The 24,910-nt window shown below is 71.9% G+C and carries 20 protein-coding genes and 6 tRNA genes; 17 read left to right on the top strand and 9 right to left on the bottom strand.

Annotated features, from left to right (window positions below):
• Positions 1-36 precede the first annotated feature (36 nt).
• Together HFP48_RS12985 and HFP48_RS12980 are read right to left on the bottom strand one after the other, a co-directional pair.
• Positions 37-603, bottom strand: a complete 567-nt coding sequence (locus tag HFP48_RS12985; protein ID WP_043798251.1) for a DUF742 domain-containing protein — start codon at positions 601-603, stop codon at positions 37-39.
• A gap of 168 nt (positions 604-771) precedes the next feature.
• A tRNA-Val gene (locus tag HFP48_RS12980) sits at positions 772-843 on the bottom strand.
• A gap of 304 nt (positions 844-1,147) precedes the next feature.
• Between HFP48_RS12980 and HFP48_RS12975 the strand changes: the two genes are divergently transcribed.
• From HFP48_RS12975 to HFP48_RS12955, 5 genes are all read left to right on the top strand, one after another.
• Positions 1,148-1,220: transfer RNA gene (locus tag HFP48_RS12975), tRNA-Gly, on the top strand.
• Positions 1,221-1,245: 25 nt separating this feature from the next.
• Positions 1,246-1,316 (top strand) — tRNA-Cys (locus HFP48_RS12970).
• Position 1,317: 1 nt separating this feature from the next.
• Positions 1,318-1,392: transfer RNA gene (locus tag HFP48_RS12965), tRNA-Val, on the top strand.
• A gap of 61 nt (positions 1,393-1,453) precedes the next feature.
• Positions 1,454-1,529: transfer RNA gene (locus HFP48_RS12960), tRNA-Gly, on the top strand.
• Between the two features lie 6 nt (positions 1,530-1,535).
• Positions 1,536-1,610 (top strand) — tRNA-Val (locus HFP48_RS12955).
• A 55-nt stretch (positions 1,611-1,665) separates the two neighbouring features.
• On the opposite strand, the gene HFP48_RS12950 is transcribed toward HFP48_RS12955, so the two are convergent.
• Entirely contained in the window at positions 1,666-2,175 is a 510-nt protein-coding gene (locus tag HFP48_RS12950; protein WP_006938061.1) for a hypothetical protein, read from the bottom strand.
• A 366-nt stretch (positions 2,176-2,541) separates the two neighbouring features.
• Between HFP48_RS12950 and HFP48_RS12945 the strand changes: the two genes are divergently transcribed.
• On the top strand, positions 2,542-3,102 hold the full coding sequence (locus HFP48_RS12945; protein ID WP_006938062.1) for a GNAT family N-acetyltransferase: 561 nt from the start codon (positions 2,542-2,544) through the stop codon (positions 3,100-3,102).
• Positions 3,103-3,145: 43 nt separating this feature from the next.
• Here HFP48_RS12945 and zapE read toward each other — a convergent pair whose 3' ends face one another.
• Positions 3,146-4,162 (bottom strand): cell division protein ZapE, encoded by a 1,017-nt coding sequence (gene zapE / locus HFP48_RS12940; RefSeq protein WP_043798161.1) that lies wholly within the window; start codon positions 4,160-4,162, stop codon positions 3,146-3,148.
• Positions 4,163-4,315: 153 nt separating this feature from the next.
• On the opposite strand from zapE, the gene HFP48_RS12935 reads away from it, so the two are divergent.
• From HFP48_RS12935 to msrB, 3 genes are all read left to right on the top strand, one after another.
• Complete coding sequence (locus tag HFP48_RS12935) at positions 4,316-5,872, top strand: alpha/beta fold hydrolase (RefSeq protein ID WP_180987016.1); 1,557 nt, start codon at positions 4,316-4,318, stop codon at positions 5,870-5,872.
• A gap of 85 nt (positions 5,873-5,957) precedes the next feature.
• A complete protein-coding gene (locus tag HFP48_RS12930; RefSeq protein WP_044476056.1) occupies positions 5,958-7,226 on the top strand; it encodes a glycosyltransferase family 87 protein in 1,269 nt (422 codons plus the stop codon).
• A gap of 10 nt (positions 7,227-7,236) precedes the next feature.
• The gene (gene msrB, locus HFP48_RS12925) at positions 7,237-7,665 is read left to right on the top strand and encodes a peptide-methionine (R)-S-oxide reductase MsrB (RefSeq protein WP_037201669.1); all 429 of its coding nucleotides are present in this window, start codon (positions 7,237-7,239) and stop codon (positions 7,663-7,665) included.
• Here msrB and HFP48_RS12920 read toward each other — a convergent pair.
• The gene (locus HFP48_RS12920; protein ID WP_006938076.1) at positions 7,628-8,353 is read right to left on the bottom strand and encodes an HAD family hydrolase; all 726 of its coding nucleotides are present in this window, start codon (positions 8,351-8,353) and stop codon (positions 7,628-7,630) included. The two genes, msrB and HFP48_RS12920, sit on opposite strands and share 38 nt — an antisense overlap.
• Before the next feature lie 66 nt (positions 8,354-8,419).
• Between HFP48_RS12920 and HFP48_RS12915 the strand changes: the two genes are divergently transcribed.
• A complete protein-coding gene (locus HFP48_RS12915; protein WP_201356156.1) occupies positions 8,420-9,385 on the top strand; it encodes an L-lactate dehydrogenase in 966 nt (321 codons plus the stop codon).
• Between the two features lie 90 nt (positions 9,386-9,475).
• Here HFP48_RS12915 and HFP48_RS12910 read toward each other — a convergent pair whose 3' ends face one another.
• Positions 9,476-11,761, bottom strand: a complete 2,286-nt coding sequence (locus HFP48_RS12910) for a molybdopterin-dependent oxidoreductase (protein ID WP_081636981.1) — start codon at positions 11,759-11,761, stop codon at positions 9,476-9,478.
• Positions 11,762-11,908: 147 nt separating this feature from the next.
• Here HFP48_RS12910 and HFP48_RS12905 point away from each other — a divergent pair, with 147 nt between their 5' ends.
• Positions 11,909-12,853, top strand: a complete 945-nt coding sequence (locus HFP48_RS12905; RefSeq protein ID WP_050035140.1) for a lactate dehydrogenase — start codon at positions 11,909-11,911, stop codon at positions 12,851-12,853.
• 49 nt (positions 12,854-12,902) lie between these two features.
• Here the strand turns inward: HFP48_RS12905 and hemQ are convergent, their stop codons facing one another.
• The 3 genes from hemQ to hemE are packed head-to-tail and all read right to left on the bottom strand — an operon-like array spanning position 12,903 to position 16,062.
• A complete protein-coding gene (gene hemQ / locus HFP48_RS12900) occupies positions 12,903-13,598 on the bottom strand; it encodes a hydrogen peroxide-dependent heme synthase (protein ID WP_006938082.1) in 696 nt (231 codons plus the stop codon).
• A 5-nt stretch (positions 13,599-13,603) separates the two neighbouring features.
• On the bottom strand, positions 13,604-14,968 hold the full coding sequence (locus HFP48_RS12895) for a protoporphyrinogen oxidase (protein WP_050035139.1): 1,365 nt from the start codon (positions 14,966-14,968) through the stop codon (positions 13,604-13,606).
• Complete coding sequence (gene hemE, locus HFP48_RS12890; protein ID WP_006938085.1) at positions 14,965-16,062, bottom strand: uroporphyrinogen decarboxylase; 1,098 nt, start codon at positions 16,060-16,062, stop codon at positions 14,965-14,967. The genes HFP48_RS12895 and hemE overlap by 4 nt, the downstream gene beginning before the upstream one ends.
• 116 nt (positions 16,063-16,178) lie before the next feature.
• On the opposite strand from hemE, the gene HFP48_RS12885 reads away from it, so the two are divergent.
• From HFP48_RS12885 to HFP48_RS12860, 6 genes are all read left to right on the top strand, one after another.
• Positions 16,179-16,754 (top strand): DUF3000 domain-containing protein, encoded by a 576-nt coding sequence (locus HFP48_RS12885; RefSeq protein WP_006938090.1) that lies wholly within the window; start codon positions 16,179-16,181, stop codon positions 16,752-16,754.
• 76 nt (positions 16,755-16,830) lie between these two features.
• On the top strand, positions 16,831-18,243 hold the full coding sequence (locus tag HFP48_RS12880) for a wax ester/triacylglycerol synthase family O-acyltransferase (RefSeq protein WP_168579586.1): 1,413 nt from the start codon (positions 16,831-16,833) through the stop codon (positions 18,241-18,243).
• A gap of 119 nt (positions 18,244-18,362) precedes the next feature.
• Positions 18,363-19,739 carry a wax ester/triacylglycerol synthase family O-acyltransferase gene (locus HFP48_RS12875; protein WP_168579585.1) on the top strand — a complete coding sequence of 459 codons (1,377 nt, stop codon included), beginning with the start codon at positions 18,363-18,365 and terminating at the stop codon, positions 19,737-19,739.
• Positions 19,740-19,865: 126 nt separating this feature from the next.
• Entirely contained in the window at positions 19,866-21,104 is a 1,239-nt protein-coding gene (locus HFP48_RS12870) for a ribonuclease D (protein WP_006938094.1), read from the top strand.
• Positions 21,105-21,479: 375 nt separating this feature from the next.
• Positions 21,480-22,688 carry a thiolase family protein gene (locus HFP48_RS12865; RefSeq protein WP_006938095.1) on the top strand — a complete coding sequence of 403 codons (1,209 nt, stop codon included), beginning with the start codon at positions 21,480-21,482 and terminating at the stop codon, positions 22,686-22,688.
• A gap of 2 nt (positions 22,689-22,690) precedes the next feature.
• The gene (locus HFP48_RS12860) at positions 22,691-24,796 is read left to right on the top strand and encodes a 3-hydroxyacyl-CoA dehydrogenase NAD-binding domain-containing protein (RefSeq protein ID WP_006938096.1); all 2,106 of its coding nucleotides are present in this window, start codon (positions 22,691-22,693) and stop codon (positions 24,794-24,796) included.
• Positions 24,797-24,910: the final 114 nt, after the last annotated feature.

The following is a 24,910-nucleotide window of genomic DNA, read 5'->3' as shown; positions in this document are numbered from 1 at the left end:
TGCAGGCTGGAGCGGTGCAGGCTGGAGCGGTGCAGGCTACAGGCGGCGCAGTCCGCCGAGAACCCGCGACAGGAGCTGGGCGTCGGGGCCGACCCCGTCGACGGTCCGGTGGACGGTGAGTTCCCCGGTGGCGGCGAGGTCGCCCACCAGGACCCGCGCGACCCCCAGGGGCAGCTTGGCCAGAGCCGCGATCTCCATGATGGAGCGGGGTTCGGCGCACAGCGCCAGAATGGTGCGGTGTTCTTCGAGGCCCGTGGCTCCCACGGCGTCGGGCACGGCCGAGACGAGGACCTCGAGCGGGAGATCCACCTCGGCGCGGGTCCGTCCCTGGCTGCGCACGAAGGGCCGCACGAACGACGGCTGCGCCCCGCTCGGCTCCTCTTCCCTCGGGACCGCGGTCACGACGGCGGGCATCGGGGTCGACGCCGGGGCGGCGACGGTCGCGAAGGCACCCGTCGCCGGCGGGTCCACCGCGGGCGCGGCCTCGTGCCGCTCGGTCGCGCCGGGGGCCGGGGCCGGGCGGTCCTTCCGCCGTCGGCCGGCAGATCCGAATCGTGCTCCTGTGGCCCCGACCAGGGGCCAGTTGTTGTCGGCGACACTCATCAGCCGCATCCTCCTCACACCGACCGCAATCCTGCCATCTGCGCAGTGCGGTCCGATGAACGCGCAGGTCACGACCGCTCCGCCGACGGCTGTTCCGTCCGGGCGCGCATCGAGCCGCGCCCGAAACGACGAAGGGCACCCCCGTGGGGGTGCCCTTCGTCGGTGCTGTGGTCCCGGCTGGGATCGAACCAGCGACCTCCCCGGTGTGAACGGGACGCTCTTCCACTGAGCCACGGGACCGGGCCGCTTCGCAGCGGCTCGAACGAGAAGGAACATTAACACGCCCACCGGGTGAACACGAATCGCCTGGTCGCCCCCCGTTTTCGGTGGCGACGGAGGCCGGGCGCACCGCCATCGGCCCCGGCGCGGGAGCCCGTGCCGCGCACGCGGATCCGCCGGAGCCCGCACGCCGGCGCCGGTGAGGGCCCTCACGACCAACGAGGACGCCTCGTCCGCGCCCTCACCTGCAGATTTGTGTGTTCTGACGATGGTCGGCTAATGTTCTCAACCGCACCACGGAGAGCACGACGCCGGACGGTGCGATGCGGATGTAGCGCAGCTGGTAGCGCATCACCTTGCCAAGGTGAGGGTCGCGGGTTCGAATCCCGTCATCCGCTCGAGAGGTTGGACTCGACCTTTTACGGTGGAGTGGCCGAGTGGTGAGGCAACGGCCTGCAAAGCCGTGCACACGGGTTCGATTCCCGTCTCCACCTCGCGCGATTAGCTCAGCGGGAGAGCGCTTCCCTGACACGGAAGAGGTCACTGGTTCAATCCCAGTATCGCGCACCACGATCGACCAGGTTTCACCCCGCACTTCTCGACCCGGGCCACCGGGAAGAGAGGTGCACATGCGGATGTAGCGCAGCTGGTAGCGCATCACCTTGCCAAGGTGAGGGTCGCGGGTTCGAATCCCGTCATCCGCTCCACCACCCGCGCGATTAGCTCAGCGGGAGAGCGCTTCCCTGACACGGAAGAGGTCACTGGTTCAATCCCAGTATCGCGCACCATCCACACGGCGAAGGCCCTCCCGACCGGGAGGGCCTTCGCCGTATCGCCACCCCGTCAGCGGGAGGCATGCAGCCGGTTGGCGCCGGCGGTCATCGCGCGCAGTGCCGATTCGGTCCCGGTCGCCGCGATTCCCATGCTCCAGAGCCGGCGGCCGTCCGCCTCGCACAGCAGGAACGTCGCGTGGGTGTCACCGAGGTCGAACTGGTGGAAGGAGAGGATCTCGAGCGGCATCCCGAGGGTGTGCATCATGGCGGTCATCGCAGACACCGGGCCGGTGGCGGTCGCCGCGGCGGTGTGGATGGTCTCCCCCACGCCGAAGGTGGCCTCGTAGTTGCAGCGGCCGGCGCGCGCAGCCTCGGCGTACCAGCCACCGAGCCGCACGGGCCCGTGCTGCGGCGCATAGGTGGCGGTGAACTCGGCCCAGCTCATGCCGGCGGACTCGGCGCGCAGCTCGCGCGGCAGGAACCGACCGTAGCGTGCGGCGAAGGGATCGATCGGCGCCGAGCGGGGAGTGTCCGTGCAGCCGGCGGCAGGAATCAGAGCGGTGGAGGTGAAGGCGTTCATCGAAGGAGGTCTTCCGCGCGAAGGGAGGACCGACAGGTAGCTCAACGACCCGCAGCGAGGGGTCGGTCCGAATCAGACCCCGCTACGGCGGTGAACTACGAGTACGCGCTTCATGAGAGCCCACAGTAGAGCGTCGGCTCGCAGAAGGCAACCACCCCGGTAACCGGCGCGTGACCGAACCGTGACCCACCCGGCTGGAACCTGAGGAATCCCTCATGTATTGTCGGAGGTGCCATCCCCCCGATGGTAATGAACCCCAGCCATGACCCCCCATCCAAGGCTGGGGTTCAGCCATTTCCGGACCTCGGGCGTGCTCCGTTCCCCGAGCGTCGCCGCGGCGGAGCGCCGAGTGATCTACTGGTTGCTATGCCAACGCCGTCACTCGAGGAATCCACCGCGAACGTCTCCGTCGAGCAGGCCGGGATCTGGGATGCCGAGACCATCGCCGACGTCGCGGCCACCACGTTCCCCCTGGCCTGCCCGTCCGATGCCTCCCAGGAGGACATCGCCGCTTTCATCGACGAGACCCTGTCCGCGGAACGGTTCAGCGAGTACCTCACCGACCCGACCCGCATCGTCCTCAAGGCGACGGTCGGTGGCGAGATCGTGGGCTACCTCATGGCAATCGATGCCGAACCCGCCGACCCGGCGGTCCGCGAAGCCGTGACGGCGCTGCCGACCACCGAGATCAGCAAGCTCTACGTGCTCCCGGGCAAGCACGGCACCGGTGTGGCGGCGGCACTGATGGCTGCCATCGTCGACCACGCCCGGGCGACCGGCTGCCGGGGGCTGTGGCTGGGGGTCAACCAACAGAACTCACGCGCCCGGCGGTTCTACGCCAAGAACGAGTTCGAGGTCGTGGGGACGCGGACGTTCCAGGTCGGCTCGCAGACCCACCACGACTACGTCATGCAACGCACCCTCTGACGCGAGGTCCTGCGCTCCCGGCGGCGTCCGCCGGGAGCGTGACTCAGCTGGCCGCGGTCTCGAACCGCGACAGTGCCAGCAGGCGCGACGTCGCGCGCAGGTACTTCTTGCGGTAGCCGCCGGCAAGCATCTCGGCGGTGAAGATCTCGTCCAGCTTCGCGCCGGCGACGGTCACCGGGATGCTCGCATCGTAGAGCCGGTCGGCGAGAACCACCAGGCGCAGCGCCACCGACTGGTCGTGGGCGGGATGGACCCCGTTGAGGAAGACCGCCGGGACGCCCTCGACGAGCTTGCCGTACCGCGACGGGTGCAGCGTGCTCAGGTGCGCGCACAATTCGTCGAAGTCGTCGAGGGTGGCGCCGGCCACCGCATCGGCTCGATCGAGCAGGTCCTCGGAGCTGATCGGGTCCGGTGCCGGTGGCAGGTCGCGGTGCCGGTAGTCGGGTCCGTCCACACGGATGGTCTCGAAGATGGCGGCGAGCTTCTTGATCTCGCGCAGGAAGTCCTGCGCCGCGAACCGGCCCTCCCCCAGCTGCCCGGGCAGGGTGTTGGACGTCGCGACGATGGACACGCCTCGCGCGGACAGCTCGGTCAGCAGCCGGGACACCAGCATCGTGTCGCCCGGGTCGTCGAGCTCGAACTCGTCGATGCACAGCACGCTGTGGTTCGACAGCTCCTCGACGGCCTTGTTGAAGCCGAGAGCGCCGACCACGTGGGTCAGCTCCACGAACGTGCCGAACGCCTTCGGCGACGGCGCCGCGTGGAAGATCGAGGCCAGCAGGTGGGTCTTGCCGACGCCGAAGCCGCCGTCGAGGTAGAGCCCGGCGCCGGTGGACGGCGCCTTGCGGCCGAACAGGCCGCGCCGGCCACCGCCCCGGATCTTGGCGATCTTGTGGGCGAACTCCTCCGCCGTCCGGACGGCGGTCGCCTGGCTCGGCTCGTTCGGATCGGGAATGTAGGACGCGAAGCTCACGTCGTCGAACATCGCGGGCGGAACCATCTGGGCCACCAGTTGGTCGGACGGCACCACGGGATTGCGATCGACGAGACGTTCGTGCATTTCTCCAGGGTAGGGCCGGAGCTCGAGGCGACCGGTACACCGAGGGCAGATTGCGACCTACTTCACATCACGTACACCTGATCGTCACGTCCGGCGGATCGGACGATCCGGTCACGTGCGCGGCCCGCCGCACCGACCTGGCAGGCTGTGCCCATGCGCAGAACCGGTGTGCTCACGATGGGCATCGTCGTGCTCGGAGCGATGACCGCCGCGTGCGGGGCGGGCCCCTCGGTGCGTCCCGACGTCGCCGTGGTGCAGGAGGCGGACGGCCGGGCCACCCCCACCGGCGAGGACCCGGCCGCCGCGCCCGAGTTGCCGGTGCCCGCCCGGGACCTGGACTGGCGCGACTGCACCGCCGACACCCTCGCCGCGCAGGCCCTGCCGCCGGGCCCGACGGGTCTCGTCCTCGAGTGCGCCCAGATTCCGGCCGCGATCGACGCCGCGGGCACCGTGCCGGGCTCGTTCCCCCTCGACGTGCTGCGTGCCCGGCTGGCGCAGACCCCCGCCGATGCGGCCCCGCTCGTCATGACGACGGGGGCGGACCTGCCCTCCACCCGGGCGCTGGCCGCGCTGTCGACCGGCTCGCTCGCCGAGCTCGTGGCCTCCCGGCCGGTCGTCGCGGTGGATCGGCGCGGCCTCGGTGCGTCCCAGCCGATCGAGTGCATCTTCGGAGCGGACCGACGCGCCCTGGCCGACCACGGACAGTTCGGTCGTACCGGCGACGGACCCGACCGGGTCGCCGAGCTCGGCCGGCAGGCCACCATCGCATGCACCGACTACCTGCAGCCGCAGGAACTGCTGTTCGGGGCCGCCCACGCCGCCGACGATCTCGAGCAGCTGCGCACCACGTGGGGGGTCGAGCGGATCGGTGTGCTCGGCATCGGCAACGGCGCCACGGTCGCCCTGGCCTACGCGTCGAAGTACCCGACGACCCTCGGCCGTCTCGTCCTCGACTCCCCCGCCGCGGCCACCGCCGACGCCGAGATGCTCGCCGAGAGCCGGGTGCGCGGCGCAGAGTCGGCGGTCGACGCATTCGCCCGCCAGTGCGTTGCGCTGGCGTGCTCGCTGGGCCCGGATCCGCGGGCCGCGCTCGAGGATCTGCACGCCCGGGCCGCGGCCGGCACGCTCGCCCCGCTGTCGTCGAACTCCCTGCTCACCGCGGTGACGTGGTTCCTGGGGACTCCCCGCAGCGACGCGCCGACCCGGGTCCGCGAGCTGTCCGACGCGCTGTCCGCGGCCGGCGCGGGCGACGTGACGCCGATGCTCGAGCTCGTCGGCGCCGCCGAGGCCGTGCTGTTGTCCGACGGGCAGTTCGTCTCCCGCTGCAGCGACGGGCAGCGGTGGCCCACGACGGCACGGGCCGCCGAACTGCAGCGGACGTGGTCGGCGAACTACCCACTGTTCGGTGGCGACGCGGCGATCGGTCTCACCGCGTGCAGCGCCTGGCCGAGCATGCCGACCCCGCCGCTGCCGGCGGAGGTCCGCGTGCCCGTGCTGGTGACGACGGGCGCCGCCGACCCGCTCGTCGGCAGCGCGGGGCTCGACTCGGTCACCGGAGCCCTCACCGCCGTCTCGGCGCGGTGGGCGGCGCTGTCGTGGCAGGGCGCCGGATACTCCGCGGCCCTGCACTCCGGCTGCATCCAGACACGGGTGGCGGAGTATCTCGACACCGGTGCGCTACCGCCGAACGGCAGCCTGTGCCCGGCGTGACCCCGCGTCCGACGTGGCCCGGGCCCGGCGCCGCGAGGAGGGGACGGTGGGTGGCCACCACCGGCTCCCGGTGTACCGTGCCGTAGTGTTCCTCAGCCGCCTCGAGCCCCGCACCGCCCGCACCACCGCGGAGGTGGTCAAGTGCGTTGTGTGGCCGTTGGCCGTGCTCACGGTGCTGCACCGTGTGGCGGTCAAGGCCGTCAACGGATTCCGCACCGACGATTTCACCCCCGTCTACAACGCGGCCCTGGCGTTTCTCAACCGCCGGCCCGTGTACACCGCGAACTTCGAGTGGGTGGACCCGCACTACCTGTACCCGCCGTCCGGGACCCTGCTGATCTCCCCGATCGCGGTGATCGACCCGGAGCGATCGCGGTGGCTGTTCATCATCGCCAACGCGATCGCGATCATCGTGGCGCTGTACCTGCTGCTGCGGATGTTCGGCTACGGCCTCGACTCGGTGCTCGCGCCGATCCTGCTGCTCGCGGCGTTCAGCTCCGAGACGGTGACGAACACCCTGGTGTTCACCAACATCAACGGCCTCGTCCTGCTCGGCGAGGTCACCTTCCTGGCGCTGCTGCTCCGGCGGCGCGACCTGTGGGCGGGCGTCGCGATCGGGCTGACGTTCGCGGTCAAACCGATCCTCGCGCCGCTGCTGCTGATTCCGTTCGTGCGGCGGCAGTGGAAGGTGTTCGCCACCGCCGCGGCGGTCCCCCTCGGACTGACGCTCGTCGCGTGGCCGCTCTCGGTGGATGCGTGGGCGTTCGTCGAGCGCACCACGCCGTACCTGTTCGAGGCGCGCGACTACTTCAACAGCGCGATCGTCGGCAACGGCATGTACTACGGCCTGCCGGCGTGGTTGATCCTCGCGCTGCGCGTCGTGCTGGGTGTCATGGTCGTCGTCTCGCTGTGGCTGCTGTACCGGTACTGCCGCCACGACGAGCTGTTCTTCGTCGGCACGAGCACCGGGGTGCTGCTCACCGCGTCGTTCCTGCTCGGTTCGCTCGGCCAGATGTACTACTCGATGATGCTGTTCCCGCTGCTGATGACGGTGGTGCTGCCCAACTCGGTGATGCGGAACTGGCCGGCGTGGCTCGCGGTCTACGGCTTCATGAGCTACGACAGCTGGCTGTCGGGGCGGTGGCCGGAGGCCGGCCGCGCCGCCGAGTACATGAAGACGACGTTCGGCTGGTCGCTGCTGCTCATCGTGATCTTCGCGGTGCTGCTCGACCGGTACCTGGCCGCCCGGCGGGAGGGCCGGCTGGCGGACGGCATCGAGCCGTCGTTCCTGTTGCCGGAACGCAAGACCGCGCCGCAGGCCGAGCTCGTGGCGACGAACCGTGGTGAGGGCTAGCGTGGAGCGCATGGCTGACCCTGTCCCGACCGAACCCGCGCCGAAGGTGTCCCTGAGCGACGACGAATGGCGCGCGCGCCTCACCCCCGAGGAGTACGCGGTGCTGCGGCAGGCCGGCACCGAGCGGCCCTTCGTCGGCGAGTACACCGACACGGAGACCGAGGGCGTGTACGAGTGCCGCGCCTGCGGGACCGAACTGTTCCGCAGCACCGAGAAGTTCCATTCGCACTGCGGGTGGCCCTCCTTCTTCGATCCGGCGACGAGCGACGCGGTGATCCTGCGGTCCGACGACTCCCTCGGCATGCGCCGGGTGGAGGTACTGTGCGCGTCCTGCCACAGCCACCTCGGGCACGTGTTCGAGGGCGAGGGGTACCCGACCCCGACCGATCAGCGGTACTGCATCAACTCGATCTCCCTGCGCCTGGTTCCGAAGGACTGAGGCCGGCCGCGAACAGGGCCCGCCACAACCCCCGGCGACGCTCGGCGGTGGGCAGCGGCTCCACGAGGGCGAACGAGCAGCCGATGCGTCGGGCCGCGCCGTCGGCCTCCTCGCTGTCGCCTACCATCAGCGTGCGCTCCGGGGACACACCGAGCGCATCGACGGCGTGGCGGAAGATCTCCGGCTCCGGCTTGACCGCGCCGACCTCGAAGGACAACACGAACTCCGACACCAGGTCGTCGATGCCGAGCGCCGCGAACGCCGGCCGGATGTCGAAGGCGATGTTGCTCAGCACCGCCACGGCGAGGCCCTCGCCGGCGAGGGCCTCGATCACCGGGACCGTGTCCGGGTACACCGTCCAGCACCGCGGATCGGTCAGCTTCGCGTACAGGCCGAGGGCCTGCTCCTCGTCGGCGACCCCGGAGCGGCGCAGCACCGTGAGGTAGGCGTCGCGGTGCCAGCGGGGATCCCGGTCGCGGTTGATCCAGGCGTGATGCTCGGCGGCATCCATCTCGACGGGCTGGCCGGTCGGGGCGGTCATCCGGCGCATCAGCTCGGCCTGCCGGTGCACGTCGAACGGTCGGCCCCGGTCGTCGGTGACGTCGGCCAGCCAGGATTCGTCCTCCTCGAGCCGGAACAACGTGCCGGAGAAGTCGAACAGCACGGCGTCGAACGGTGGAACGCTCATGGTTCGAAGGCTAGCGGCCGCGGGGTCGGGCTGCGGATCGAGCGCGGAGCGACGACGATCGAGTCCATGTCGACGACCCGTGCGTCCCGCAAGTCCAAGGTTTCGATCGTCGGTGCCGGCAGCGTCGGCACCGCCGTCGCCTACGCGTGCCTGATCCGTGGCTCCGCGGATTCGCTGGCCCTGTTCGATCCGAACACCGACAAGGTGCGGGCCGAGGTGCTCGACCTGAACCACGGCACCCAGTTCGCCCCGGCGTGCCGCATCGACGGCGCCGACGACCTCGCCGTCACCGCCGGCTCCGACCTGATCGTCGTGACGGCGGGCGCCAAGCAGAAGCCGGGCCAGTCACGGCTCGAGCTGGCGGCGGCGAACGTGCGCATCGTGCAGGAGCTCACGCCCGCCCTCCTCGCGCTCTCCCCCGACGCCGTGGTGCTGTTCGTCAGCAACCCGGTCGACGTGGTGACGTATGCGGCGATCCGCGCGACCGACGCCCCCGCCGGACAGATCCTCGGGTCCGGCACGGTTCTCGACTCCGGGCGGTTGCGCTTCCTCGTCGCGCAGCACGTCGGCATCGCGGTGGAGAACGTGCACGCCCTCATCGTCGGCGAGCACGGCGACTCCGAGATCACGCTGTGGTCGAGCGCGACGGTGGGCGGGGTGCCGGCCACGGAGTACCGGGACGAGAACGGTGCGGCGCCGTTCGACGCCGCGATCCGGGAGCAGATCTCCACGCGGGTGGTCCGCAGCGCCTACGAGATCATCATGGGCAAGGGGGCCACCAACCTGGCCATCGGCCTGTCCACCGCCCGGATCGTGGAGGCGGTGCTGAGGGACCAGCACCGGGTGCTGCCGGTCTCGACACTGCAGCGCGGCGCGCACGGGATCGACGGGGTGTGCCTGTCGCTGCCGACGATCGTCGACGGCCGCGGCGCCGGCCGGGTGCTCGAGATCCCGCTGTCGCCCGACGAGGCCGCCGGGCTGCGGGCGTCGGCGCAGACGCTGCGGGAGGTGCAGCGCTCGCTGGGGCTGTGACCGCCGGGCCCGGCTCCGAGCGAATGTATCGTCGATCTCCGTAGCGGTAGCGAGCGATACATTCGCTCGGCGCACGGGAAGCCGGGAGGGTCAGCGCGTGCGGATCACCGGCGGGTCGAAGGCCCGGACCGGCGGCAGTTCCCCGTCGAAGCGCTCGATCTGCACGAGCACGTGCTGGCCCGTGCAACCGCGTGCGAGACGCGACGTGCCGATGTCGGCGGTGAGCACGTTGGGGTTGCCGTGCACGCACATCGAGCCGGGGTCGGCCGGGTCGAGGGGGTCGTACCAGGCGCCGGTGCCCAGCTGCACCACGCCGGGCAGCAGGCCGTCGTCGAGGACGGCGCCGGCCAGGCAGGCGCCCCGATCGTTGAAGACCCGCACAACGTCGTCGGCCGCCACGCCGCGTGCCGCCGCGTCGTCCGGGTGCATCCGGATCGGCTCACGCCCGCGGATCTTCGAGGCCTGGCTGGTGGCGCCGTGGTCGAGCTGGCTGTGCAGGCGGGTCTTCGGCTGGTTCGCGATCAGGTGCAGCGGGTAATGCTGCGCCCGCGGGCCCCCGAGCCACTCCTCCGGCTCGAACCAGGCGGGATGCCCGGCGCAGTCGTCGTATCCGAAGCCGTCGATATCGGCGGAGAAGATCTCGATGCGCCCGCTGGGGGTGCCCAGCGGATTGCGCTGCGGGTCGGCACGGAACTCCTCGAACAGGGTGAGCCCGTCCTCGCTGCGCATCCGCACGTGGCCGCGCCGCCAGAACTCGTCGAACTCGGGCGGTGTCTCGACGCGGTTCTCGTCGGCGAGAACGAAGCCACGCCACTGCCCGTACAGGTGCTCGAGCCACTCGCGGGCGCTGCGACCCTCCGTGAACCGCTCACCGAAGCCGAGCCGGTGCGCCAGGGCGGCGAACGTGTCGTAGTCGTCGCGGGCGTCGGCGAATCGGGGGGCGGCGGCGTGCATCGCGACGAGCAGCGGGTCGTTGCGGGTGCAGCTGAGATCCTCGCGTTCGAGAGACGTGGTGGACGGCACCACGATGTCGGCGTGCTTGGCCGTCGCGGTCCAGTAGGGGTCGTGCACGACGATCGTGTCCGGCCGGGTCAGAGCGCGGCGCAGCCGGCCCAGGTCCTGGTGGTGGTGGAACGGGTTGCCGCCGGCCCAGTACACGAGCCGGATGTCGGGGTACGTCAGGCGCCGGCCGTCGAAGTCGTACTCCTGCCCCGGCCGCAGCAGCAGGTCGGAGATCGCGGCCACCGGGATCAGGTCGTCGACCGGGTTGTTGCCCTGGAACAGGGTCGGCAGCGGATACGGGACGGGCGCGATGCCGGGTTCGTTCATCGAGCCGTAGCCGTGCCCGAAGCCGCCGCCGGGCAGACCGATCTGGCCGAGCATCGCGGCGAGGGTCACCCCCGCCCACGGCGCCTGCTCGCCGTGCCGGACCCGCTGCAGCGACCAGGTGACCGTGATCAGGGTGCGGCCCGCGGCCATGCGCCGGGCCAGCGCGGCGATGGCCTCGGCGGGCAGGCCGGACAGGCCGGCTGCCCACCGCGGGGTCTTGGCGACGCCGTCGGTGCGGCCGAGGAGATAGTCCTCGAACCGGTCGTAGCCGACGCAGTAGCGGTCGAGGAAGTCGCGGTCGGCGAGGTCCTCGGTGGCGAGCACGTAGGCGAGGGCGAGCATGACCGCGACGTCCGTGCCGGGCCGGGGCGCGAGCCGCTCGGCGGCGCCGTGCAGGTCGTCGTGCAGGGGGCTGATCGACACCACGGTCCCGCCGCGGGCGCGCAGGGCGTCGAGCGCGCCGCGGGTGGGGTGGTGGCTGGTGCCGCCGTCGTTGACCGCCGTGTTCTTCAGCGGCACCCCACCGAAGCACACCATCAGGTCGGTCTCGCGGGCGATGACGTCCCAGTTCGTGGCGCGGGCGAACAGCTTCCAGTGCGTGCCGACCACGCGCGGCATGATCACGCCGGTCGCGCCGAGCGAATAGCTGTGCACCGATCGGGTGTAACCGCCGAGCATCTTCAGGAACCGGTGGACCTGGCTCTGCGCGTGGTGGAACCGGCCCGGCGACGACCAGCCGTACGAGCCGCCGAAGATCGCCCGGTTGCCGTGCGTGTCGACCACGCGCCGCAGCTCACCGGCGAGCAGCTCGGTCAGCTCGTCCCAGGACACCGCGACGAACTCGTCGACCCCACGTCGGTCGCTGGGGCCCGGTCCTGCTTCGAGCCAGCCCCGGCGCACCGCAGGTCCGGCCACGCGCGACCGGTGCCGCACCGAGCCGACGGCGTTGGCGAGAATCGGCGACGGATCGGTGTCGCCTTCGAAGGGGTGCACGGCGGTGACGTCGCCCTCGTCCGTCTCGACCTCGAACATCCCCCAGTGCGCCATGTGCTGGTGTCGCACGGCTCGAGAACTCATGGGGCACAGTCTGCCAGTGGGCGCGCAGCGTCCGATCGGCGAGCCGAGCGGCGCCCGGGGACCTAGCGTGGGCATCGACGGACGGCGGCAGCCGTACCCGACGAGAGGGAGGCGTTGATGGCGGAAGGTGTCGAATCCGGCGGGGCCCCGGCCCGCGCGGTGGTGGTCGGAGCCGGGCACGTCGGCATGATCTCGGCGATGCGCCTGGCCGACGCGGACGTGTTCGACGAGGTCGTGCTCGTCGACGTCGAACCCGGCCTGGCGGCGGGGATCGCTCTGGACCTGACCCACACCGGCGCGCTGACGGGCTCCGGGACGCGGGTACGGGGGGCGGTGTCGCTGGAGGAGGCCGGTCCCGCGGACTACGTGATCATCACCGCCGGCAAGGCCCGCCGGCCGGGGATGAGTCGCAGCGACCTCACCGCGACGAACGCCCGGATCGTCGGCGACGTGGCCGGGCGCGCGGCGGCGGTCTCCCCCGACGTGGTGCTCGTCGTGGTGACGAACCCGTTGGACGAGATGACGTACCAGGCGTGGCGCAGCTCGGGGTTGCCGGCGGAGCAGGTGCTGGGCATGGCCGGGCTGCTCGACGCGGGGCGGTTCCGGGCGCTGGCCGCCGCGGACGGGGCCGGGGCGGCGCGGGAGCTCGGCGCCGTGGCGCTCGGGAGCCACGGCGAGGAGATGGTGATCCCGCTGTCGCAGGCACCGGAGATCGCCGCGCGTCTCGACGCCGCGCGCCTCGACGCGCTGGTCGACCGCACCCGCACCTCGGGCGCGGAGGTTCTGGGGCTGCTGAAGTCCGGCAGCGCGTTCTTCGGTCCCGGCACCGCCGCCGCGCACATGGTGCTGGCGATGGTCGCCGACTCGGGAACGGTCGTGTCGGCGACGGTGCGCCCGAACGGCGAGTACGGCATCGGCGACGTGTTCGTCGGTCTCCCGGTGGTCCTGGGGCGCCGCGGCGTGCGGCGCATCGTCGAGCTGGACCTGACACCGGAGGAACTGGAACTGCTGCGCGAGGCGGCGAAACGGATCGGTGAGCGGATCGCGGGGCTGCCCGCCTGAGCACGCCCGGGCTGCGGCGCCGTCCCCGGTGGCGGCGCCGCGGCGCGGGTCAGGGCAGCGCGGTGATCAGCTTCTCGACGTCGACGCGAGGACCGGTGAAGAACGGGGTCTCCTCCCGGACGTGCATGCGGGCCTCGGTGGCGCGCAGGTCACGCATGAGATCGACGATGCGGTCCAGTTCGGGCGCCTCGAACGCCAGGATCCACTCGTAGTCGCCGAGCGCGAACGCGGGGACGGTATTGGCGCGCACGTCCGGGTAGCCACGGCCGGCCTTGCCGTGGTCGGCGAGCATCTTGCGGCGCTCGGCGTCGGGCAGCAGGTACCACTCGTACGACCGCACGAAGGGGTAGACGCAGATGTAGTTGCCGGGGTCCTCGCCGGCGATGAAGGCCGGGACGTGGCTCTTGTTGAACTCCGCCGGCCGGTGCAGCGCGACGTTCGACCAGACCGGAGCGCTGGCGCGGCCGAGGACGGTGGTGCGCCGGAAATCGGAGTAGAGCTTCTGCAGATCCTCGAGCCGCTCGGCGTGGGTCCAGATCATGAAGTCGGCGTCGGCGCGGACGCCGGCGACGTCGTAGATGCCGCGGACGATCACATCGGTGTTCTCGAAGGACGCGAAGAACTTCTGCGCGTCCTCGATCGCCGCGGTGCGGTCCTCGCCGAGGACACCGGGCCGGACCTGGAACACCGAGAACATCGCGTAGCGGAGGGTGGAGTTGAGCTTGTCGAAGTCGAGACGTGCCATGCCGCTCATCCTGCCACTCGCGTAGCGAGCCGCGTCGCGGCCGTCGTGCCTGATGCGACACAGGCGGGGACTCCGACGCCGTGGAGCATCGCGCCGGCGACCTCGAGGCCGTCGACGGTAGCGATCGCGTCCTCGAGGACGGCGACCACGTCGAGGTGCCCGGCCCGGTACTGGGGCAGGCCGCCGTGCCAGCGCTGGACGAACGTGGCCACGGGCTCGTCGGTGACCCCGGTGACGGCGGCGAGGTCGGCGCGAGCGCGGGCGATCAGCTCGTCGTCGGGGGCGTCGACGATCGCGGCTTCGCCGTAACGGCCGAACGACGCGCGGGCCAGCGCGACGTCGCGCCCGGCCAGGTGGGGCCACTTGCGGCTCGACAGGGTGAACGCCTTGGCGGACAGGTCCTCGCCGGTGGCGACGAGGATCCCGGAGTTCTGCGGCAACGCGGCACCGCTCGGCAGTGCCAGCGCCACCACCGCGGACGAGGCGAGCGGGATCCGGGACGCCTGCGCGGCCGCCGCCGGGACGGCGTCGGCGAGCAGCTCGGCGGCACGGTCGGCCGGCACCGCGAGTACGACACCGTCGACGGGTCCGATCGGGTCGAGGTTCCAGCGGCCGCCGGCGCGGCGCAGACCGCTCGCGGCGGCGTGCCGGATCTCGGCGTCGGCGGCCTTCTCCAGCGCGTCGAGCAGCGTGCCGTAGCCGTCGCGCAGGGTGCCGAACACCGGCGCGTCCGAGGGCTCCGGCAGCGCACGGGTGACCGCCTCGCTCAGGCTCGGGGCACCCGCGTCGAGGGCTGCGGCCAGGGTCGGCAGGGTGGCCCGCACGCCCGCGGTGTCGGAGAGCCCGGAGTAGACGCCGCCGAGGAGGGGGTCGACGGAGCGGCGCACCACCTGCTCGCCGAACCGGTCGGCGACCAGGTCGGCCACCGAGACGTCGCCGGCGCGGTCCCAGTACAGCGGGACGGTGGGCTCGGCCGCGATCCGCGCGAGGGTGTCGGCGTCGACGAGACCGGTCAGCGACCCGGCGTCGGCGGGGATCCCCATCAGGGTGCCGCTGGGCAGCGGATGCAGCGCGGCACCGGCGTAGATCAGCGGCCGGGCCCCGGACGGGTGCACGAGCTGGTCGCTCAGGCCCAGCTCCTCGAGCAGCGCGGGGACCTCGGGGCGGCGGCCGATGAACGCCTCCGCCCCCACATCGACCGGATCGCCGGCGAGCGGTACGGTGCGCAGCTTCCCGCCGAGCCGCTCGGAGCCCTCGAGGAGGACGATCCGGGCGTGCGCGCCGAGCAGGCGACGCAGCCGGTACGCCGCGACGAGCCCGGTGATGCCGCCGCCGACGACGGCGACGCTCGGTGCTCCTGCACCGCTCACAGCGAGTGCACCAGTTCGACGACGGCGGTGAGGACGTCCGGATCGGTGTCGGGCAGGACGCCGTGCCCGAGGTTGAAGATGTGCCCGGTCGCCCCCGCGGCGCGGGCGCGGTCACCCTCGGCGACGATGCGGCGCACCTCGGCCTGGACCACCTCGGGTCCGGCGAACAGGATCGCGGGATCGAGATTGCCCTGCAACGCTTTTCCGGCCCCCACCCGGGTGACGGCGACGTCCAGCGGCACCCGCCAGTCCACGCCGACCACATCGGCGCCGGCCTCGCCCATGGCGCCGAGCAGTTCGCCGGTGCCGACACCGAAGTGGATGCGCGGCACGCCGGCGGACTCGACCTCGGCGAACACGCGTTCCGAATGGGGCAGCACGAATTCGCGGTAGTCGGCCAGCGACAGCGCGCCGGCCCACGAGTCGAACAGCTGGATCGCGTCGACGCCGGCGTGCAGCTGAGCCTGCAGGAACGCGATCGTGATGTCGGCGAGCCGCCCCAGCAGGGCGTGCCAGGTGCGCGGATCGGCGTGCATGAGGGCCTTGGTGCGCTCGTGGTTGCGGCTGGGTCCGCCCTCGACGAGGTAGGAGGCGAGGGTGAACGGCGCCCCGGCGAAGCCGATGAGCGGGACGTCGCCGAGTTCGCGAGTGAGCAGCCCCACCGCCCGTGCGACGGCACCGACCTCGTCGTGTTCGAGGGTGGGCAGCTTCGCGACGTCCGCCGCGGTACGCACGGGGTTCGCGATCACCGGTCCGGTCCCGGCCACGATGTCGAGGTCGATCCCGGCGGCCTTGAGCGGAACGACGATGTCCGAGAACAGGATCGCGGCGTCCACCCGGTGCCGGCGCACCGGCTGCAGGGTGATCTCGCAGACCAGTTCGGGATCGAAGCAGGACTCGAGCATGCCGATGTTCGCCCGGATCTCGCGGTACTCCGGCAGCGACCGGCCGGCCTGCCGCATGAACCACACGGGCCGGTGCGCCGGCTCGAGTCCCCGCGCGGCGGCGAGCAGGGGCGCCTGCGGGAGCTGGCGCCGCGTCGGGTAATCCACACGCGGGGTGGAGCCGACGTTCGTGTTCTCCAGGCCGGTCATTGATCCTCGTTCGTCCAAGGGCACGGGTCGCTGCCCATGCTGCCACGCCCGGCCACCCCTCCGGAATCGGCGCGCCTCCCGCGTGGTCCCGGTCACCCGGTCTAACGTCCGCTGTCGTGACCACCTCGCCCGCCGAGCCGGCCCAGTTCCGCGCTGCCATCGACTCGATGAACGCGGCCACCGTGCGGCCGGAGATCGAGGTGGGTCCGATCCGGCCGCCGCAGCGGCTGGCTCCGTACAGCTATGCGCTGGGCGCGGAGGTGCTCCATCCGGACACCGACCTGGTGCCCGAGCAATCGGAGGGCGACGCGTTCGGCAGGCTGATCCTGCTGTACGACCCGGAGGGCGACGAGGCCTGGAACGGCACCATGCGGCTCGTCGCCTACATCCAGGCCGACGTGGACGCCACCCTGGCTGCCGATCCGCTGTTGCCGGAGGTGGCCTGGAGCTGGCTGGTCGATGCGCTCGACGCGCACGGCGAGCCGCTGACGGCGCTCGGCGGCACCGTGACGTCGACGAGTTCGGTGCGCTTCGGCGACATCGCCGGCCCGGCGCGGGCGCATCAGCTGGAGCTACGGGCGTCGTGGACCGCACAGTCCGGCGAGCTCGGACCGCACGTGGAGGCGTTCTGCGAGGTGCTCGCGTATGCGGCGGGCCTGCCCCCCGCGGGCGTGACGCGCCTGCAGCACTGAGCCGTCGCCGAGTCCCGAGTCGCCGACGGCACGGAGAGCGGTGCACCGGCGCACCCCGCGGTCCTATGATCGAGGCATGCGTCGGCTCAGCGGGCTCGACGCCGCGCTCCTCTACACCGACTCGCCGGGGCTGCCCGTGCAGATCGGCGGCTTGGCCCTGCTCGACGTCTCGACCGTGCCGGGCGGCTACTCCTTCGAACGGCTCGGCTCCGACCTGGAGGCGCGCGTTGCGGCGGTGCCGCTGCTGCGCCGGCGAGTGGTCGACTCCCGGCTCAATCCCGGCCATCCCGTGTGGGTGGACGACCCCGATTTCGACGTCGGCCGGCACGTGCGCCGGTTCACCGTGCCGCCCCCGGGCACCGCGGCCGAACTGGCCGTGCTCTGTGGGCAGCGTTTCGCCCAGCGGTTCGACCGGTCCGGGCCGCTGTGGGAGACCGCGGTGTTCGAGGGACTGGCCGACGGCTCGGTCGCGGTGCTGACGCGCATCCACCACGCCGTCGTGGACGGCCTCGCCGGGGCGACCCTGCTGGCGCAGCTGTGCGACCGCGAACCCGGCGCCCCGCCACCGCGGCCCGAGTCGCCCGGCGTCGGTGGGGCGAACCGCCTGACCGTCGCCGCGGGCGGCGTTGCCGATCTCGCCACCCGGCCGCTGGACCTCGCCCGCGCGGTGCGGTCCAGCGCGGCCATGGTGCCCCGGTGGGTGGGCCGGGCGCGGCGAGGGGAGGCGATGGCGGTGCCGCTCACGGCGCCGCGGACGTCGTTCAACCGCCGCGTCACCGGCCGTCGCAACGTCGCGTTCGTGACGCTGGATTTCGCGGCCGTGAAGGCGGTCAAGCGCGCGTTCGGCGTCACGGTCAACGATGTCGTGCTGGCCCTGTGCGCCTCGGTTCTGCGCCGATATCTCGCCGCCCGCGGCGAACTGCCGGCCTCTCCCCTGGTGGCCGCCGTCCCGGTCTCGGTGCACGGACGCGCCCGGGGGGACGCCGGCAACCAGATTTCGGTGCTGATGGGGCGGCTGCACACCGAGATCGCCGATCCCGTCGTGCGGCTGCACGCCGTCGCGGCGGACGAGACTGCGGCCAAGGCCCACCACGCCACCTTCGACCCCGACCTGCTCGGCAGCTGGGGCCAGGTGGCTCCGGGCGCGGCGTTCGGGGCGGCCCTGCGGTTGTATTCGGCGCTGCGGCTGCCCAACGTGCTCCCGGTGCTGAACAATCTCGTGGTCTCCGACATCCCCGGGCCGACGGACACGCTGTACTACCTCGGCGCGCGGATCACCGCACTGTACCCGTTCGGGCCGATCTACCACGGCGCGGGCCTGAACATCACCGTCCTGTCGCTCGACGGCGGCCTGCACTTCGGTCTGCAGTCGTGCCCCGACCTGCTGCCGGACCTGTGGCAGCTGGCCGACGGCTTCCCGGCTGCTCTCGCGGAGCTGGCCGACCGGGTGCCGGGCGCTCCGCCGGCCCCGCTCGCCGCGCCGAGCTGACCGGCGCCCGTCGCGGCGCCCGGGGAACGGGTTCCGGACCGCCGGGGCGACGAAGACCCGCTCGGGCAGGTGGACCAGGCTTCCCCCGCCGATACTAGAACCTGTTCTAGAATGTGGCCATGCATCGACTCAGCGGCCTCGACGCCGGATTCCTGTACCTCGAGACGCCGACGCAGCTGCTGCACGTGTGCGGACTGATCGTCCTCGACACGACGACCGTTCCGGACGGGTACCGCTACGAGGCACTGCGCGCGGAACTCGCGGCCCGCCTCACGGCCGTACCGTTGTTCCGCCAGAAGATCGCCGACAGCCCGTTCAACCTCGACCATCCGGTATGGGTGGACGATCCGGACTTCGACCTCGACCGCCACCTGCACCGGGTCGCGGTCCCGGCGCCCGGGCGCCGGGAGGAGCTCGCGGACCTGTGCGGGCACATCGCCGCACAGCCGCTCGACCGCTCCCGGCCGCTGTGGGAGATGGTGGTGATCGAGGGCCTCGAGGACGGATCGGTCGCGGTGATGACGAAGATCCACCACGCCGGCGCCGACGGCGTCACCGGCGCGGACCTCGTGGCGCAGCTGTGCAGCCTCGAACCGGACGCGCCACGGCCCGAGCCCGTCACCGACGGGGCCGGCGGCGGCTCGGCGCTCGGGATCGCCCTCGGCGGCCTGTTCAACGTCGCCACCCGCCCGCTGGGGCTGGTGCGGGCGCTGCCCAAGACCGTGGAGCTGGTGCCCCGGTGGATCACCCGGGCCCGTCGCGGCGAGGCCATGCCGGCACCGTTCACCGCTCCGCGCACCTCCTTCAACGGCACGATCACCGGCCACCGCAGCGTCGGATTCGCGCAGTTCGACCTGGGCCGGGTCAAGGCCGTGAAGGACGAGCACGGGGTGAAGGTCAACGACGTGGTCATGGCCGTGTGCGCCGGTGCGCTGCGCCGTTACCTCGCCGACCGCGACGAGCTCCCCGACTCCCCGCTGATCGGCATGGTCCCGGTGTCGGTGCGCGGCAAGTCGGACCGGCCCGGACGCAACCAGGTCTCGCCGATGTTCGCGAGCCTGCACACCCACATCGCCGATCCGATCGAGCGACTGCACGCGATCGCGGATGCGAATGCCTGTGCCAAAGAACATAATTCAGCCCTGGGCGCAAGCCTGCTGCAGGACTGGACGCAGTTCATGGCGCCCGCGGTGTTCGGCGCGGCGATGCGCACGTACGCGTCGCTGCGGCTCGCGGAACGCCACCCCGTGGTCCACAACCTGGTGGTCTCGAACGTGCCCGGCCCTGCGATGCCCCTGTACTTCCTCGGGGCCCGGATCCGGGCCATGTACCCGCTGGGACCGATCTTCCACGGGGTCGGACTCAACATTACCGTGATGTCGTTGGACGGCGCGCTCGATGTCGGCGTGCTCACGTGCCCCGAACTTGTTCCCGACGTCTGGGCGCTCGTCGACGCCTTCCCTTCGGCGCTCGACGAACTCGACACCGCACCGTAGAAAGCGCACCGTAGAATCCGCGCCGATTCCCGATGTGCCACTCGTCACACCGGGAATCGGCGCGTCGACCGCGCGGTTGACCGGGTCGACACCCAGACCACCGCCACCCGGATAGAGTCACGAACCATGTCGGTAGCCAACGAACACGAGCCCGCAGGGGCGACGGTCCCGCTGCTGACCCCGCGTGACGGCGTCCCCGAGGTCGTCACCACGGCAGCCGGGGTGGCCGCGGCGGCGGAAGCGCTCGCCGCGGGCAGCGGGCCGCTCGCCGTCGACGCCGAGCGGGCTTCGGGCTTCCGGTACTCCGCGCGCGCCTATCTGGTGCAGCTGCGTCGCGCCGGCGCCGGCACGGTGCTGCTCGACCCGATCCCGACGGCCGACGCGCTCGCGCCGCTCGCGGCGGCGATCAACGATCTCGAGTGGGTGCTGCACTCCGCCGACCAGGACCTGCCCGGCCTCGACGAGCTGGGCCTGCGGCCCGCGGTGCTCTACGACACCGAACTGGCCGGGCGTCTCGCCGGCTTCGATCGGGTGGGGCTGGCCGCCATCGTCGAACGCACCCTCGGTTTCGAGCTGCGCAAGGGCCACGGGGCGGCCGACTGGTCCACCCGGCCGCTCCCCGACGCCTGGCTGAACTATGCGGCTCTCGACGTCGAGATCCTCGTCGAGCTGCGGGACGCGATGGCGGCCGAGCTCGAGCAGCAGGGCAAGTCGGAGTGGGCCGCGCAGGAGTTCGAGCACATCCGTCGCGCCGGGCCTCCGGCCCCCAAGCCCGACCGCTGGCGCCGCACCTCCCGCATCCACACCCTCAAGGATCCGCGGCGGCTCGCGATCGTGCGCGAGCTGTGGACGGCGCGAGACGAACTCGCGGCACGCCGGGACATCGCCCCGGGCCGGGTGCTGCCGGACTCCGCGATCGTCGCCGCAGCCGAGGCCGCCCCCCGTACCGTCGACGAGCTGCGCGCCCTGCCGGTCTTCGGGGGGCCGCGGCAGCGCCGGTCGTCGCGGGTGTGGCTGGGAGCGATCGAGCGGGCCCGGGCGCTGCCGAAATCGGAGCTGCCACCCGTTACACAGCCGTTCACCGGCCCGCCGCCGGCCAACCGCTGGGCCCGGCACGATCCCGACGCCGCCGCGCGGCTCACCGCGGCCCGTGCCGCGCTCGCCGAGCTCAGCGAGCAGGTCCAGGTGCCGGTGGAGAATCTCGTCGGCCCCGAACTGGTGCGCCGGTTGTGCTGGGAGTGGCGGGTGTCGGCGGATACCGACGTCGTCGCGTACATCGAGGAACGGTTCGCCACCGACGGGGCACGGCCCTGGCAGCGGGAGCTGACGGCGCCGCGCCTGGCGAAGGCGCTGACCGCGGACTGACCCGTTCCCACCGTCCCGGCCCGCGGACCCACGGTCGCGTCACGCCCGATCCCTGCATTCGCCACCGCCTCGGCGTCGAGCGCTTCCGCATACCCGCTGTTCAGAGCAACGTACTCGGGACCAGCGCGGCGAGTTCCCCTGATGGTCACGAGCGCGCCCCGCAACCCCGGCGACCACCGGCCTCGCCGCAGGACGCCCAGACCGCCGGCGAGACCGGTGGCTGCCCGGCGCGCGCACCCCTCCGGTGACGCCCGGCGCGGATGGTAAGTTACTGGTCGGTAACACGCTGGCGTCCGGGCTGCCCGGCGCCGGGATGTTCCCGGAACCCTGGCCTCGCCGGCGTCGGCGAGCATCGCTCCATCGGGAGGAATACGCGTGGCGTCAACCACCACAACTCAACGCAATGTCGTCTTCGTCGACGGCGTACGCACCCCGTTCGGGAAAGCGGGCCCGAAGGGCATCTACGCGGAGACCCGCGCCGACGACCTCGTCGTCAAGACCATCCGGGAGCTGCTGCGCCGCAACCCGCAGCTCGACCCCGCGCGCATCGACGAGGTCGCCGTCGCCGCGACCACCCAGACCGGCGACCAGGGCCTGACCATCGGCCGCACTGCCGCGATCCTCGCCGGCCTACCGGAGACCGTGCCGGGCTTCGCGATCGACCGCATGTGCGCCGGCGCGATGACCGCAGTCACCACCACCGCCTCCGGAATCGGCTTCGGTCAGTACGACGTGGTGATCGCCGGCGGCGTCGAGCACATGGGCCGCCACCCGATGGGTCAGGGCGCCGATCCGAACCCCCGGTTCCTCGCCGACAAACTCGTCGACCCCAGCGCCCTGGTGATGGGCAACACCGCCGAGAACCTGCACGACCGGTTCCCCGGTATCACCAAGGCCCGCACCGACGCCTACGCCGTCGCCAGCCAGAACAAGTTCGACGCCGCGAAGAAGGCCGGCTACATCGCCGAGACCCTCGTGCCCGTCGCCACCCGGTCGGCGACCGGCTGGGGCCTGGCCACCGAGGACGAGCCGCCGCGCCCGGGCACCACGCTCGAGGATCTCGCGAAGCTCAAGACGCCGTTCCGCCCCGCCGGCCGCATCACCGCCGGCAACGCCGCCGGCCTCAACGACGGCGCGACGGCCTGCCTCCTCGCCGGCGAGGACACCGCCCGCGAACTCGGTCTGCAGATCGGCATGCGCATGGTCGGCTTCGCGTTCCAGGGCGTCGACCCGGCCGTGATGGGCATCGGCCCGGTGCCGGCGACCGAGAAGGTTCTCGCCCGCACCGGCCTGACCATCGACGACATCGGTCTGTTCGAGATCAACGAGGCCTTCGCCGTGCAGGTGCTCGCGTTCCTCGAACACTTCGGCATCGACGACGACGACCCACGGGTCAACCAGTGGGGCGGCGCCATCGCCTGCGGCCACCCGCTCGCGTCGTCCGGCGTGCGCCTGATGACCCAGCTCTCCCGGCAGTTCGCCCGGCACCCCGAGGTGCGCTACGGCCTGACCACGATGTGCATCGGCCTCGGCATGGGCGGCACCGTGATCTGGGAGAACCCCAACTTCGAGGGAGACAAGTAGTCATGAGCGAGCTTTCGTCCCTGTTCGCCGACGAGGTCGTCACGAACGCCTACACCAAGCTCGTCGAGGTGCCCGGCATCGACGGCCCCGTCGCGCTGATCACCCTCGACAACGGGTTCGACCACACCAAGCCGAACTCGTTCGGCCCCGCCGGCCTCGAGGCCTTCGACAAGGCCCTCGACGAGGCCTTCGCCGCGAACCCCGCTGCTGTCGCGGTCACCGGCAAGCCGTTCATCTTCGCCGCCGGCGCCGACCTGAAGGGCGTTCCCTCGATCACCAGCCGCGAGCAGGGGCTCGAGCTGGGCCGCCTCGGCCACCGCGTGTTCCGCCGCCTGCGCGACTCGCAGGTGCCGACGTTCGCCTTCGTGGGCGGCCTCGCCCTCGGCGGTGGCCTCGAGGTCGGGCTGCACTGCCACTACCGGACCTACGCCGACAACGTGCCGGCGCTCGGCCTGCCCGAGACGATGCTGGGTCTGGTCCCCGGCTGGGGTGGCACCCAGCTGCTGCCGAACCTGATCGGGCCCGACCACGCGGTGACGCTGATCCTCGAGAACCCGCTCAACAACGGCAAGGTCATCCGCGCGAAGCAGGCCGCCGAACTCGGCCTGGCCGACGCGGTGTTCGGCTCGGCCGACTTCCTCGAGCAGTCCCTCGCCTGGGCAGCGAAGGTCCTCGCCGGGGACATCACCCCGGCCCGCCCCGAGATCGACCGCGGCGCCGGCTGGGACGCGGCGCTCGGCCGCGCGAAGGCGCTCGTCGCGGCCAAGACCCGCGGCTTCGCGCCCGGAGCGGCCCGGGCGGTCGAGCTGCTCGAGCTGGCCCGTAACACCGACATCGCCGATCCCGAGTCGCTGTCGAAGGGCTTCGCCGCCGAGGACGAGGCGCTGGCCGACCTGCTGATGTCCGACGAGCTGCGGGCCGGGCTCTACGCCTTCGACCTGGTCAACAAGCGTGCCAAGCGTCCCGCCGGTGCGCCGGACAAGTCCCTGGCCCGCAAGGTCACCGGCGTCGGCATCGTCGGGGCGGGCCTGATGGCCAGCCAGCTCGCGCTGCTGTTCGTGCGCCAGCTGCAGGTGCCGGTGATCCTCACCGACGTCGACTCCGAGCGCATCGACAAGGGTGTGGGCTACGTGCACACCGAGATCGACAAGCTGCAGGGCAAGGGCCGGCTGTCGCCCGACGCCGCGAACCGCCTCAAGGCGCTCGTGTCGGGCTCCCTCGACAAGGCCGCGTTCGCGAACACCGACTTCGTCATCGAGGCCGTGTTCGAGAACATGGACGTCAAGAAGCAGGTGTTCGCCGAGATCGAGCAGTACGTCTCGCCGGAAACCGTCCTGGCGACCAACACGTCGTCGCTGTCGATCACCACGATGGCCGCGGACCTGAAGCACCCCGAGCGCGTCGTCGGCTTCCACTTCTTCAACCCCGTCGCCGTGCTCCCGTTGCTCGAGATCATCAGGGGCGCGCAGACGGACGACGCGACCCTTGCGACGGCCTTCGCCACCGCCAAGGCGCTGAAGAAGTCGGCCGTGCTGTGCGGGGACCTGCCGGGCTTCGTGTTCAACCGGCTCGTCACCCGCACTCTCGGCGAGGTGATGACCGCCGTGGACGAGGGCACCCCGTTCGAGGTCGCGGACAACGCCGTCGGCGAGCTGGGCATGCCGATGAGCCCGTTCACGCTGCTCGCACTCGTCGGCCCGGCCGTCGCGCTACACACCGGCGAGACCCTGCAGGCCGCCTACCCCGACCGTTTCGTGTCCTCCCCCGGACTCGAGGCGCTCGTCGAGGCCCGCAAGCCGGGCGTGTGGACGTACGCGGACGGCAAGCAGGTCGTCGACCCGGAGGTCGCGGCGCTGTGGCCGCAGGGCGACAAGCCCTCCACCGCCGAGGAGGTGCTCGAGCGGACCCGTCGCGCCTTCGCCGAGGAGATCCGGATCATGCTCGAGGAGGGCGTCGTCGCCGCCCCCGAGGACATCGACCTGTGCCTGATCCTCGGCGGCGGCTTCGGATTCTGGAACGGCGGCATCACGCCGTACCTGGATCGCACCGGCACCTCGGAGGCCGTCAACGGCACACGCTTCCTCGCCCCCGGCGTGGCCGGCGTCTGACGAACCGGTAGCTCCGCACGGCGCCCCGGGACCCGCGCAACCGTCGTGGGCCCCGGGGCGCGTCCGTGCGTATCACCCCGGCCACGGTGCCCACCGAAGCGGCCCCCCCGACGC

The organism is Rhodococcus sp. DMU1, assembly GCF_012272955.1.
Lineage (GTDB): Bacteria > Actinomycetota > Actinomycetes > Mycobacteriales > Mycobacteriaceae > Rhodococcus > Rhodococcus aetherivorans.
The sequence above is the reverse complement of the archived record's forward strand: the minus strand, read 5'-3'. Positions and strand labels throughout refer to the sequence as shown.

What these genes read in the sequence shown, in the direction of transcription:
- msrB (WP_037201669.1), top strand. Translation starts at nt 7,237, where the DNA reads ATGGCTGACCCTGTCCCGACCGAACCCGCGCCGAAGGTGTCCCTGAGC.
- HFP48_RS12870 (WP_006938094.1), top strand. Translation starts at nt 19,866, where the DNA reads ATGTCGGTAGCCAACGAACACGAGCCCGCAGGGGCGACGGTCCCGCTG.
- HFP48_RS12915 (WP_201356156.1), top strand. Translation starts at nt 8,420, where the DNA reads ATGTCGACGACCCGTGCGTCCCGCAAGTCCAAGGTTTCGATCGTCGGT.
- HFP48_RS12875 (WP_168579585.1), top strand. Translation starts at nt 18,363, where the DNA reads ATGCATCGACTCAGCGGCCTCGACGCCGGATTCCTGTACCTCGAGACG.
- HFP48_RS12935 (WP_180987016.1), top strand. Translation starts at nt 4,316, where the DNA reads ATGCGCAGAACCGGTGTGCTCACGATGGGCATCGTCGTGCTCGGAGCG.
- HFP48_RS12905 (WP_050035140.1), top strand. Translation starts at nt 11,909, where the DNA reads ATGGCGGAAGGTGTCGAATCCGGCGGGGCCCCGGCCCGCGCGGTGGTG.
- HFP48_RS12880 (WP_168579586.1), top strand. Translation starts at nt 16,831, where the DNA reads ATGCGTCGGCTCAGCGGGCTCGACGCCGCGCTCCTCTACACCGACTCG.
- HFP48_RS12910 (WP_081636981.1), bottom strand. Translation starts at nt 11,761, where the DNA reads ATGGCGCACTGGGGGATGTTCGAGGTCGAGACGGACGAGGGCGACGTC.
- HFP48_RS12950 (WP_006938061.1), bottom strand. Translation starts at nt 2,175, where the DNA reads ATGAACGCCTTCACCTCCACCGCTCTGATTCCTGCCGCCGGCTGCACG.
- hemE (WP_006938085.1), bottom strand. Translation starts at nt 16,062, where the DNA reads ATGACCGGCCTGGAGAACACGAACGTCGGCTCCACCCCGCGTGTGGAT.
- HFP48_RS12860 (WP_006938096.1), top strand. Translation starts at nt 22,691, where the DNA reads ATGAGCGAGCTTTCGTCCCTGTTCGCCGACGAGGTCGTCACGAACGCC.
- HFP48_RS12985 (WP_043798251.1), bottom strand. Translation starts at nt 603, where the DNA reads ATGAGTGTCGCCGACAACAACTGGCCCCTGGTCGGGGCCACAGGAGCA.
- zapE (WP_043798161.1), bottom strand. Translation starts at nt 4,162, where the DNA reads ATGCACGAACGTCTCGTCGATCGCAATCCCGTGGTGCCGTCCGACCAA.
- hemQ (WP_006938082.1), bottom strand. Translation starts at nt 13,598, where the DNA reads ATGGCACGTCTCGACTTCGACAAGCTCAACTCCACCCTCCGCTACGCG.
- HFP48_RS12920 (WP_006938076.1), bottom strand. Translation starts at nt 8,353, where the DNA reads ATGAGCGTTCCACCGTTCGACGCCGTGCTGTTCGACTTCTCCGGCACG.
- HFP48_RS12945 (WP_006938062.1), top strand. Translation starts at nt 2,542, where the DNA reads ATGCCAACGCCGTCACTCGAGGAATCCACCGCGAACGTCTCCGTCGAG.